Source organism: Streptomyces sp. CO7 (assembly GCF_053474865.1).
In genome coordinates, this window is record NZ_JBRIOU010000008.1 from 309884 (window position 1) to 321713 (window position 11830).

The following is an 11830-nucleotide window of genomic DNA, read 5'->3' on the forward strand; positions in this document are numbered from 1 at the left end:
GACCTGGGCCTTCGTCCTGTCCGGCACCGGCGGAGGGGCGGTCCCCCTCCGGTGGGCGGGACACCCCCGGCCCAGGACCTGCCCCGGTGCTGGGCGCCTTCGGCCGAGGGCTGCCCCGTCCGGTGCTTCGCACCTTCGCCCGAGGACCTGCCCCGGTGCGGGACACTCCCGGCCGGTGGCCTTCCCCGGTGCGGGATACTCCCGGCCGGTGGCCTTCCCCGGTGCTGGGCACCCTCGACCGAGAACCTGCCCCGGTGCTGGACATCTTCGGCACAGGACCTGGCCCGGCCGAGAATGTGCGCCGGCCGAGAATCTGCCCCGGCAGAAGCCTGCCCCGGCCGGGGATCTCCCCCCGGTGCGGGTCACCCCCGGCCGAGGACCTGTCCGTAGCGCGGGGTGGGGGAGGCCGGCAGGCCGAGGCTGCCGGGGCTCATCGCCCGGGAGCCCGTCGCCGTGGGGCCCTGGGCCGAGCCCGGGAGGAGCCAGACGCCGCCGGTGGCGGAGTTCTCACCCGGCGCGCCGGTCGTGAGGTCCGCGCGGCCGTCGCCGTCGTGGTCCCCGAGGTGGACCGAGGAGCCGAACAGGTCGCCCGCCTCCGCGGTGCCGGGGACGCCGGCGCCGTTCTGGGTGAAGCCGACCGCGCGGGCCGTGCCGTCGGCCGCGAGCAGTCCGGTGGGCCCGCCGTGCACGACGGTGACCATGCCCGCGTCCTTGCCCGCGCCGACCGCCTCGTTCGCGTCGCCGATCGCGAGGTCGGGGTGACCGTCGCCGTCGGCGTCGCCCACGGCGAGCGCGGTGCCGAGACGGTCCTCGGCCTCGGCGGTGCCGGGGATGCCCGGGGTGTCCTGCTGGATCTCCTGCGTGCGGGCGCCGAAGCCGCCGCCTGCCGCGCCGTAGGCGACCTTCACCAGTCCACCGGTGAACACCTCGGCGCGGCCCGTGGAGGTGTCCGCGCAGTCCGGCACGTCCGCCTCGTAGTTGGGGTAGCAGTAGCCGAGGGCCAGGTCGTCCGCGCCGTCCGCGTCGAAGTCCGCGACGGCGAGCGTGGCGGCCGAGGCCGGGGTGCTCCACACCCGCTCCGGGACGCCGCCCTGCCAGCGGTGGATCTGGACGGATCGGGTCTCCAGCGCACTGACCGAGACGGCGAGGTCGTCGTCGCCGTCCTTGTCGAAGTCGCCGGTGGCGAGGGCGACCACGCCGCCGAACGTCGCCCGGGCGATCACGCCGCCCAGGGTGTCCGGCGAGTCGGCGGTGAGCGGGCCGGGCCGCAGAACCGCGTCGCCGTGCTCCTCGGCCCTGCGGCCGAGCGCCAGGTCCGGGGCCCCGTCGCCGTCCACGTCGCCGACGGCGAGCACCGAGCCGATCCGGGCGTACTCGTCGGGGCCCCGGGCGACCGTCCAGCCGACGGGGAAGCCCGCCGCGCCGCCGGGCAGCACCGTGACGGTGCCGTGCTCGGCGTACGTGTCACTGGTCAGCGACTCGCTGGAGGCGCCCACCACCAGGTCGGCGGTCCCGTCCCCGTCGACGTCGTCGACGGCCACCGCGGAGCCGAACAGGTCGCCGGCCTCGGGCGTGCCGGGCACGCCGGGGGAGGCCTGGCTGACGCGGACGGAGCCGTGCCGGCCGGGGCCGTCCGGTCCGCCCCACAGCACGTGCACGTAGCCCGCCGCGGCCTTGCCGTCGACCTGGCCGGAGGGCACGCCCACCGCCAGGTCCGGGTAGCCGTCGCCGTCGAGGTCGCCCCGCGGAACGGCCCGCTCGGCGGCCTGTGCGCCGGTGGGCGCGGCCAGGCCCAGCAGGGTCGTCGCGCAGATCACCGCCGCGGGAAGGATCCTGTGCCACTCGCGCATGCCTCGCGCCTCCTGCGGGTGTAGGGGATGGGTGGTCGCCACGGTTCGGTGGGTCGGCGGGTCAGCGGGCGAAGGCGTCGGCGAACTTGCGGCCGATCACCGTCGGGTAGTCGAAGGCCAGGGCGCTGAAGGACGTCGCGTACGAGGCCGTCAGGCCCTCGGCCGTGCCGCGCAGGACCCACGCGGCCCCGTCGTCGTAACCGCCGGACACCACGTCCTCGCCGTACGCGCCCACCGCCAGGTCGGCCCGCCCGTTGCCGTTGATGTCGCGCAGCCGCACGGAGGAGCCGAAGTGGTCGCCGGCCTCCGCGGCCCCCGGGACGCCCGAGGTGGCCTGGTGGAAGGACTGGGCGCCGCTGGTGGTGAGGCCGGACCGGCCGCCCTTGAGGAACACGATGTTGCCGACGTTGCGGTGGGTGCCCACGGTCTCCATCGAGGCGCCGATCGCGAGGTCCGCGTAGCCGTCGCCGGTCGCGTCGCCCACCGCGACCGCCTCGCCGAAGTAGTCGAAGGCCTCCGCCGTCCCCGGCACGCCCGCGCTGGCCTGGGTGTACGTCGTGCCCGCCGCGGACAGGCCGGTCGACTTGCCGTACCGCACGGTGACGGAGCCGCCCTCCGGCGTGTCCGTCCAGCCGGTGACCAGGTCGTCGTACCCGTCGCCGTTGATGTCGCCCGCCGCGACGGCCCGGTCCCAGGACGCGCCGCCGGGGCCGTAGCCGCTCGCCAGCACGGAGGAGTGGTAGCCGATGTCGCCGGGACCGCCGTGGAGCAGGCCCACGTAGGAGCCGGCGCCCACGCCGTCCTTCTGGAGCCGGCCGTTCAGCACGAAGTCACTGACGCCCTTGGCGGAGAAGTGGCCGGCGGTGATGCCGTCCAGGACGACGCCGTCGGGCAGGAAGTCGAACTCCGGGCCGATCGCGCCGTCCTGGGTGGGGCCCGAGTCGGCGTAGTAGAAGAAGGTGTTGCCGCCGATCACGGCCAGCTGGTCGGTGCCGTCCCCGTCGAGGTCGGCGAAGGCGGCGCCGGTGCCGAAGAAGTCGGCCGTGGCGTTCGGCGCGGTGAGCATCAGGCCGCCGGAGGTGAACGGCTTCGCGCCGCCCCAGACGACGTGCACCGCGCCCCGCGGCTTGCCGGTGACCTGCTCCCAGGGCGAGCCGACGATCAGGTCGGCGTAGCCGTCGTGATTGACGTCGCCGCTGGTGACGTTCTCACCGAACTGGTCCACCGACTCCGAGGCCCCGGGCACCCCGGGGGTGTCCTGGGTGACGTTCACCGACCGGGCCGGGTCGACGCCGGAGGAGGAGCCGAAGACGACGGTGACCGTGCCGCCGTCCGCCTTCGGCGTGCCGATGGCCAGGTCGCGGTACCCGTCGCCGTTGAAGTCGTCCCGCAGCCCGGAGGGCGCGGCGCCGGCGGACGGTGCGGCCAGCCCGGCGACGGCCAGGGCGGCCACCGCCGCAACGGCGAAAGTGCGTCTACGCAAGGTCATGCTCCTGTCGGGCGTACCGAGTGTCTCGGTGACGTACGACGTGCCCGGGGCGCAAAGGGTTGTGCGCTCCCGCGCACCGGTCGCACGAGCGCCCCCGGCTCCTGACCTCGGGCGGTACTCAGTCGCCCCGCACCGTGACGGCCCAGCCCCGTTCGTGCGTATGGCGGGGACGCGCGCGCCAGCTGCTCGGGCAGGGCCATGACGGCGGGTGTCCTCCCCGACCGGGGCGCGCCCGCGACCTCACGGGCGACGCCCTCGTACCGCCGCCTCGCCGTACAGCCGCTCCGAGGCCTCCGCGTGCGCCATGCGCCGCAGCGCCGCGAAGACCGCCTCGCCGAGGACCGTTCCGACCACCGCGGTCTCCACCCGCCTCTCGACACCCGGCTGCCGGTCCAGGTAACCGAGGTCTGCGCGGGCGACCCGCTCGGCGGCGTCGGCGTAGTCGTCCAGCACCTCGGTGAAGGACGCGTGGCCCAGCCGGGCCATGGCGGCCAGGGCCCGGATCAGGTCGGAGACCGGCCGCGACTCCTCGGATCCCCAGCCGCGCCGGGAGACGAGGGCCGCCACCGCTTCGCGCGCGGCCGCGACCTCGGGGTCCTCCGACGCCTCCGGTACCTCACCGGCGCCCTCCGGCCGGGGACCCGGGTCGCCGGCGTGGCCGGACACGGTCCCGAGCACGTCGTGCAGCGGTCGCTGCGGGTCGTCGACGGCCGCCAGCACCTCCGCGATCTCGGCCACCCTCATCCCGCCCACGTCGAGCAGCGCGCGGATCAGCCGCAGGCGGCGCTCGTGCGTCTCGCCGTAGACCGCCTGGTTACGACTGGTCAACTCCCCCGACGGGAGCAGGCCTTCGCGGACGTAGTACTTGATCGTCGGCACCGGCACTCCGGTCCTTCGGCTCAACTCGCCGATGCGCACGCCCGGTTCACCCCTCGTCGTTCGTCCCGCCCGCGTCTTTCGGCCACTTCCCGCCCGGCAGGCGGGAGGTCTTGCCGGTGCGGTCCTCAGCATAGATAGTGGAGCCATCGGATAGTGGATAGTGCCGCTATCCGTAACGGGAGGTAGTGATGACGTCCTTACGTCCGCCGGGTCCGGCCCCGGCGTCCTGGCGGTCCTGGCACCGCCCGCTGACGGTGTTCTCCGCGGTGATGGTGGTGACCGCGGCCGTCTCCGCCGTGGGGCTGGTGGTCGACGACCGCGTGCTGGTGGGCGCGCCGATCTGGGCCAAGCCGCTCAAGTTCTCGCTGTCGCTGACGGCGTACTGCCTGTCCCTGGCCTGGATGCTGGCGCAGCTCCCGCGGGGTCGTCGCGTGGGGTGGTGGGCGGGGACCGTGATCGCCCTGGCGAGCCTCGTCGAGATGGTGATCATCGTCGGGCAGGTCGTCCGCGGCAGGCGCAGTCACTTCAACGTCGAAACGCCCCTCGACGCGGCTCTGTTCAGCGTCATGGGGGCCACCATCGTGGTCCTGTGGGTGGCCACCCTCGTCCTGGCCGTGCTGCTGCTGCGAGCCGACGTCACCGACCGCGCGTCCGCGTGGGCGATGCGGGCGGGGGTCCTCCTCGCCCTGGCCGGGGCGGCCGTGGGCTTCCTGATGACCACGCCCCGGCCGGGGCAACGGCCCGACGTGACCGGGGTGGTCGGCGCGCACGGCGTCGGGGTGGCGGACGGCGGTCCGGCGATGCCCCTGACGGGCTGGTCCACCACCGGCGGTGACCTGCGGATCCCCCACTTCGTGGGCATGCACGCGCTGCAGGTCCTGCCGCTGCTGGTCATGGTCCTCGCCGCGCTCGCCCCGCGGTTGGCCCGGCTGGCCGACGACCGGGTCCGCGCGCGTCTGGTGCGGCTCGCCGCGGGGGCGTACGCGGCGGTCGTGCTGCTGGTGCTGTGGCAGGCGCTGGCCGGCCGACCGCTGCACCGGCCGGACGGGGCGATGTCGGCGGCGGCCGTGGCGGTGCTGACCGCGGTGGTGGTCGGGGGAGTGCTCTCGCTGCGGACCGCGCCGGCCGCGCGGGCGGGTGAAGTGGAGGACGGGATCACGTTCGCCGCAACGGGCCTGACGGGTGGTCGGGACCCCGGCGGACGCCCGGACCCGTCGGATGCGCCCGCGCCCGCGGACGGCCCGGCCCGCGAGGGGTTCACGTCATGACCGGCGCTCTCTTCGAGCTGTCCTTCTGGCTGGCCGCCCCCGTCTGGGCGCTGATGATCCTCGCCCCGGCCTGGGGGCCGACCGTCCGCGTCGCCCGCTCGCCGTGGACGGCGGTGCCCGTGCTCCTGGTGTACCTGGGCCTGGTTGCCCCTGTCCTCCCCGAACTCTGGGCGGCGGTCAGCGGTCCGGACCTCGACGTCTTCCGCGAGCTGACCGCGTCGGCGAACGGCGCGGGCGCGGTGTGGGCGCAGGTCGTCGCCTGGGACCTGCTGATCGGGCAGTGGATGTACCTGGAGGGCAGGCGGCTGGGCCTGCGCCCCCTGCTGATGGGGCCGTTGCTGGTCCTGACGGTCCTGCTGTCCCCCTTCGGACTGATGCTCTTCCTGTGCCTGCGGGCCGCCGTGCGGGGGCGGCGGGCGGCGGAGGGCGTCCGGTAGGCGGCCCGGTCGGCGCGCGGGAGCAACCAACCCCAGGCCTGTGGCCTGGGGTTTTTCCGATGGGGCCGAACGGCCCCGTCATAACGGCCCAATAGGGGGTATCAGGGGTCAAGTACGGGCTGTCAGACGAATTGTTGCCGTTTGACAATGATAGCCGCCAGGCAACAGAGTAAACCGTGTCGGACGTGCACGGGGAAGGACCTGGAATGCTCCGGTGTACGGAGATCGCCTCCGGGTGCTGGGCGTCATCGCCGAGGGTCGAGCACGACCGCGGCGCCGACGCGCGGAGCGCCGCCTCAGGCCGTCCGGCTGTCGCCGGAGCCCGAGTCCGCAGCCTCGTCGCCGAGGATCTGCGTCTCCGCCGTCGCGCAGAACGCCTCCAGCCCCTCCAGCAGTGCGATCCGCTTGGCGGCCGGCATGTCCGCCAGCACCTTGCGCAGCTCCCGCTCCCGCCGGGCCCGCAGCTCGGCGAGGAAGACCCGGCCGCGGCTGCTGAGATGCAGCCGCACCTCCCGGCGGTCCTCGGGGCTCGTCACCCGCTCGACGAAACCGGCTGCCTGCAGCCGGTCGCACAGTCGGCTGGTGGAGGGCGGCGTGGACGCCAGGGACTCGGCCAGGGTGCGCAGCTTGATGCCGTCGTGGTGTTCCAGGATGTGCAGCACGCGGAGCTGGGAAGCGGAGGTGGGCGCCGTCGAAGCACGGCCCCACACGACCTCCAGCAGCTCGGCGGCCGTCGTGGTCACACGTGCGACCTCGTCGGGCTCGGGGCAGCGGCGGAAGGCAGTCACGGTCACACTCTCGCAGGCACTGGGGTGCCTGTCAGCGTACTAGGCGCGCCCACCCCCTGCCCGTGACGCACAGTGACCGACACGGCTCGTTCCGGCCCACCGCACCCCTGCCGCCTGGTCAGGGCGGATGTGCCGTCCGGCGAAAGATTGGTGAACATCTCCCTATGCACAGATTTGTGACCGCTGAACGCGCTCTTCGAAGAGCCGAGCCGCACGCGCTGCTCGACGCCGTCCGGGGCGTGCTGATGGCTCAGTACGACGCACTGGACGTCGAGCTGTTCATGGCCGACTACGGACTGAGCGTCCTGCAGCCGGTGTCGGTCCTGCCGCACACGCTGGAACCCCTGTCGGTGCACAACAGTCCGGCCGGACGCGCCTTCGGCTCCCAGCAGCCGTACTGCGAGACCGCGCGCGACGGGCGCGTGCGCCTGCACCTCCCGGTCAGCGTGCGCGGCGACCGCCTCGGCGTGCTGACGGTGACCCTTCCCGACGACGACGCCGTCCGTCGTTGGGAGGAGGAGCTGACCGAGATCGCCGAGGTCCTGGGGCACGAGGTGGTCGTCGCCGAGCGCGACACCGACCTGTTCATGCAGGCGCGCCGCAAGGACCGGCTGACCCTGGCCGCCGAGATGCAGTGGCACCTGCTGCCCGGCCGGGCCTGCGCCCGCAGCGAGTACGAGCTGGGCGCGCAGCTGGAGCCCGCATACGCGATCTTCGGGGACAACTTCGACTGGTCGGCCACCGCCGACCGTCTGACGCTGTACGTGACCAACGGCATGGGCGAGGGCATCGAGGCGTCGCTGCTGACCAACCTGGCCATCAACGCGCTGCGCAACGCCCGACGGGCCGGCATCGAGATCGACGACCAGGCCGCCCTCGCCGACCACGCCGTCTACTCCCATTACCAGGGACGCTGCTACCTGTCCGTCCTGATGCTCGACTTCGACCTGGCCACCGGCCGGGCCCGGGTGGTGGACGCCGGCTCGCCCCAGGTGCTGCGGCTACGGGACGGTGTCGTGGAACACATGAGCTTCGACGCACAGCTGCCCCTGGGTATGTTCGAGGAGACGGACTACATCGCCCAGGAGTTCCAGGTGCTTCCCGGAGACCGCCTCATCTTCGTCAGTGACGGGGTGCACGCGGTCGCCTCGCCGAAGGGCGAGGCGTACGGGGACGCGGCGCTCTCCGGGGCGATCCAGTCCAGCCGGCTGCTGCCGGCCGCGGAGGTGCCGCGGGCGATCCTGCGGGAGCTGACGGGTCACCGCGGCAAGCGTCTGCCGGACGACGATGCCCTGATCGTGTGTCTTGACTGGCACGGGAGGCAGGAGACCGGGTGAGGTTCAGGGCCCTCCGGGGGTCACGATCGGGTGTTGTCCCCGGTGCGGGTACTCGCGTCGATAGTTGTCTTGTGGCAATAATTGACGGTGGTGTGCCATCCGGTCGGGCCATGGGCGTACGCAGCAGGGAGACGATGCAGGTGGCAGGACACGAAAGCCCCGCACGAGCGGCCCGCGAGCTGACCCCCTGCCGACCGGGCCACCGCGCCCTGGGACGCGTATGACGGCCGGCCGCCCGCAGAAGGGGCCGCCGACGGCAGGGTCACCGGGCCTGCCGTCGCCCCGGACTCCCCTGACACCGCAGACCCCGGCCCGGCAGACCTCCGCCCGGAAGCCCTCGGCGCCCGGGTCCGCGGGCCCGGAGTCCTCGGCTCCGCAGCACGCGGGTCCTGAGTCCCCGGTCTCGCAGTGCGATGTTCCGCAGTCCTCGGCTCCCCGTTCCTCGGGCCGGAGGGCCTCGGCGTCCGCGTCCTCGGCCCGGGAGCCGGCGGCTCCGGGGTTCTCGTCTTCGCAGCCCTCCGCCTCGCAGCCCTCGGGCCGGGACACCTCGGAACCCGCGTCACCGGCACCGGAGTCCCCGGCCGGCCCGTCCTCGGCTCCCCGTTCCCCGGGCCGGAAGGCCTCGGCATCCGCGTCCTCGCCCCGGGAGCCGGCGGCTCCCGCGGCTTCGGCCCGCCGAGCGGCGGCTCCGCGGTCCTCGGGCCGCAAGGCGGCGGAGCGGGAGTCCTCGGGCCGGAAGGCCGCCGTGTCCGAGGCCCCCACCCGGGAGGCGACGGCTCCGCAGCCCTCCGCCCGGAAGGCGTCCGCGGCCCGGTCCGCCGCCCGGAAGGCGTCGGCCGCGAAGCCGCCCGCCGGCAAGGCAGCGGGGACGAACAGTCCGCCGCGGAAGAGGCCGGCGAAGCCCGTCGCGGCCAGGCCCGACACCTGGCCGGTCACCTCCGTCGCCGACGCGGCGCTGGCCCGTGCCGCGGCCGCGGGCGTCGCCCTCGACGCGGGGGCAGCGCCGCGTGACCGGGCCCGCTTCGTCACCGAACTGACCGCCCGGCTGCGCCGCTGCCTCGACGAGGGCAGCGGCTGGGAACTCCGGCTCCGCGTCCGCGCCCTCCCCGAGGGGGACGGGGCCGCCCGGCTGGAGGCGTTCCTGCACCCCTCGGGCACGCCCCGGCCGCAGCTGCCCGACGGCGGGTGCACCGTCTCCTGCCCGCTGCCCGGACTGCCCGCCGACGGCATCCCGCGGGCCGGTCTGCCGCTGTCCGAGGCCCTGCTGAGCGCCGACGAGGACACCGAGGTCGTCCTGCGCCTCCTGGACGAACAGGAACAGCTCGTCGGCCTGCACCGCGAGGAGCTCGAGCGGACCAACCTCGGCGTCGTGGCGCTGCACTCCGACCTGGAGGCCGCCGCGACGGCGCAACGCGACCTGCTGGACGCCGAGCGGGTCACCCGGGCCGAGGCAGAGCGGGCCCGGCATCTGCTGACCTTCCTCGGCGACGCGAGCGCCGCCATCACCTCCTCGCTCAGCCGGAACGTCATCCTGCGCCGCCTGTCCGACCTGCTGGTGCCCGAGCACGCCGAGCACCTGGACGTCTGGCTCTTCGACGAGGAGAACGACGACGACCACCCCCGCGGCATCCGGGACCACCCCGCCGCCGCGGTGACCGCGGCCCGCACCGGCCGCCCCCAGCACGCCGCCGCGCACCCCGGCGGGCTGCCCGGGGTGGACGACCTGCCGCCGTCCGCCCTGTTCCCGCACCGTCCGCTGCTCGCCATACCCCTAGGGACGCGCCACCCGCTGGGCGTCCTCACCCTCACCTGCCCGGGTCCGCGGTTCGACCCGGACGCCTCGGTGATGCTGGTGGAGCTGGCCCGCCGGGTCGGCATCGCCCTCGACAACGCCGGCCGGCACGAGCAGTACCGCGACACCGCCGAGACGCTGCAGCGCGCCCAGCTGACCGAGCTGCCGTCCCCGCCCGGGATGCTGCTCGCCGCCCGCTACCTGCCCGCCACCAGCGGCCTCAACATCGGCGGCGACTGGTACGACGCCTTCATCCAGCCCGACGGCAGCCTGCTGACCGTCATAGGCGACGTCACCGGGCACGGACTGCACGCCGCCGTCGTCATGGGCCAGCTGCGCACCGCCCTGCGCGCCTACGCCGTGGAGAACGAGAGCCCCGCCGGGATCCTCACCCGCCTGCACGGCATGCTCCGCCACCTGCAGCCGGACCTGTACGCGACCGCGATGATCGCCCGCTTCCGGCCCGGGGAGCGGGAGGTCACCTGGGCCTCGGCGGGCCATCCGCCCGCCGTGGTGCGCGACCCCGACGGCAGCGTGCGGGTCCTGCACGCCAAGCCGGGCGTGATGCTGGGCATCCCGGTGCCCTACGTCTACGCGGATCACCAGGCCGAGCTGCCGGCCGGCTCCACCCTGGCGCTGTACACCGACGGCCTGGTCGAACGCCGCTCACAGGGCATCGACCCGGGCATCGCCCGGCTCGGCAGCACCCTGGGCACGCTCACCACGCCCGAACTGGAACACGACCTGGAGGCCTCGGCCGACGCCCTGCTCAAGCCGCTCCTGCACGACTCCGAGCGCGACGACGACGTCTGCCTGCTGCTGTGTCACCTCCCGTCGCCCGCGGACCCGGATGCCGCACCCGCGGACGCGGCGGCCGCACCGGCCGTCCCGCCGCCCGCCTGAGGGGGCCCCGCCCGTCCGCGGGGGCCCCGCGCCCGCCGGAAGGGCCGCCTCCGTCGCGCGGATGCCGTGACCGGGATTCCGCCGCACGTTAGGCTGCCCCCGCTGCTGAGCGACAGGCGTTCCGGGGGGATCGATGAACGGTGCGGGCATATCCGCCGACGGCATGTTCAAGGCGCTGGAGGCGGACGACCCGACAGCGGTCGGCGGCTACCGGCTGACCGCCCGCCTCGGCGCGGGCGGCATGGGCAAGGTGTACCTCTCCCACACCCCGGGCGGCCGTCCCGTGGCGCTCAAGGTGATCCGGCCCGAATTCGCCGAGGACCCCGAGTTCCGCCGGCGGTTCGCCCAGGAGGTACGGGCCGCCGAACGGGTGCAGGGTCTGTACACCGCCCCGGTGATCGACAGCGACACCCAGGGCCCGCGGCCCTGGCTGGCGACCGCCTACGTGCCGGGACCGACGCTCGCCTCCGCCGTCGCCGAGCACGGGCCGCTGCCCGTCGCGACCGTGCTGCTGCTCACCGCCGGGGTCGCCGAGGCGCTGCAGGTGGTGCACGGCGCCGGCATCGTGCACCGGGACCTCAAGCCGTCCAACGTGCTGCTCGCCGGGGACGGCCCCCGCGTCATCGACTTCGGCATCGCCCGCGCCGCCGACAGCACCGCGCTGACCGGCAGCGGCGTCACCGTGGGCACGCCCGCCTTCATGTCGCCGGAGCAGGCGGCGGGCCGCACCGTGGGGCCGGCGTCCGACGTGTTCGCCCTCGGCCAGGTCGCGGCCTTCGCGGCGCTGGGCCGGGCCGCGCACGGGGAGGGGCCGTCGCACGCGGTGCTGTACCGCATCGTGCACGAGGAGGCCGACCTCACCGGGCTCCCCACCGAACTGGACGAACTCGTGCGCCGTTGCCTCGCCAAGGACGGGAGCGCGCGCCCCTCGCTCGCCGAGGTCCTCGCCCTGTGCGGCGCCGCCTCCGACCTCACCCAGCTCCGCCGCCCCGAGGGCTGGCTCCCGGACCCGCTGACCACCGCCGTCAACCGGCGTTACGCCGCCCCCGCCCCGCCGCCCTCGACGGGGACGGGACCGGCCGGGGAG

At 74.7% G+C, this 11830-nt stretch carries 9 protein-coding genes; 5 read left to right on the forward strand and 4 right to left on the reverse strand.

All coding sequences use genetic code 11. The features are described 5' to 3' along the window. Positions 1 to 362 precede the first annotated feature (362 nt). From ACOV8S_RS26320 to ACOV8S_RS26330, 3 genes are all read right to left on the reverse strand, one after another. Positions 363 to 1850, reverse strand: a complete 1488-nt coding sequence (locus ACOV8S_RS26320) for an FG-GAP-like repeat-containing protein (protein WP_448320758.1) — start codon at positions 1848 to 1850, stop codon at positions 363 to 365. Between the two features lie 61 nt (positions 1851 to 1911). Next, entirely contained in the window at positions 1912 to 3333 is a 1422-nt protein-coding gene (locus ACOV8S_RS26325; protein WP_448320760.1) for an FG-GAP repeat protein, read from the reverse strand. A 246-nt stretch (positions 3334 to 3579) separates the two neighbouring features. Further along, positions 3580 to 4224 carry a MerR family transcriptional regulator gene (locus ACOV8S_RS26330; protein WP_448320761.1) on the reverse strand — a complete coding sequence of 215 codons (645 nt, stop codon included), beginning with the start codon at positions 4222 to 4224 and terminating at the stop codon, positions 3580 to 3582. A gap of 263 nt (positions 4225 to 4487) precedes the next feature. On the opposite strand from ACOV8S_RS26330, the gene ACOV8S_RS26335 reads away from it, so the two are divergent. Together ACOV8S_RS26335 and ACOV8S_RS26340 are read left to right on the forward strand one after the other, a co-directional pair. Further along, positions 4488 to 5486 (forward strand): hypothetical protein, encoded by a 999-nt coding sequence (locus ACOV8S_RS26335; RefSeq protein ID WP_448320888.1) that lies wholly within the window; start codon positions 4488 to 4490, stop codon positions 5484 to 5486. After that, positions 5483 to 5923 (forward strand): ABA4-like family protein, encoded by a 441-nt coding sequence (locus ACOV8S_RS26340; protein WP_448320762.1) that lies wholly within the window; start codon positions 5483 to 5485, stop codon positions 5921 to 5923. The genes ACOV8S_RS26335 and ACOV8S_RS26340 overlap by 4 nt, the downstream gene beginning before the upstream one ends. 296 nt (positions 5924 to 6219) lie before the next feature. Here ACOV8S_RS26340 and ACOV8S_RS26345 read toward each other — a convergent pair whose 3' ends face one another. Next, entirely contained in the window at positions 6220 to 6666 is a 447-nt protein-coding gene (locus tag ACOV8S_RS26345; RefSeq protein ID WP_448320890.1) for a MarR family transcriptional regulator, read from the reverse strand. A gap of 209 nt (positions 6667 to 6875) precedes the next feature. On the opposite strand from ACOV8S_RS26345, the gene ACOV8S_RS26350 reads away from it, so the two are divergent. The 3 genes from ACOV8S_RS26350 to ACOV8S_RS26360 all read left to right on the forward strand — a co-directional run. Beyond that, positions 6876 to 8048: a PP2C family protein-serine/threonine phosphatase gene (locus ACOV8S_RS26350; protein WP_448320763.1), complete on the forward strand. Its 1173-nt coding sequence runs from the start codon at positions 6876 to 6878 to the stop codon at positions 8046 to 8048. Positions 8049 to 9003: 955 nt separating this feature from the next. Further along, positions 9004 to 10743 (forward strand): PP2C family protein-serine/threonine phosphatase, encoded by a 1740-nt coding sequence (locus tag ACOV8S_RS26355; RefSeq protein ID WP_448320891.1) that lies wholly within the window; start codon positions 9004 to 9006, stop codon positions 10741 to 10743. A 133-nt stretch (positions 10744 to 10876) separates the two neighbouring features. Next, a partial coding sequence (locus ACOV8S_RS26360) for a serine/threonine-protein kinase (RefSeq protein ID WP_448320765.1) occupies positions 10877 to 11830 on the forward strand: 954 nt, incomplete at its 3' end.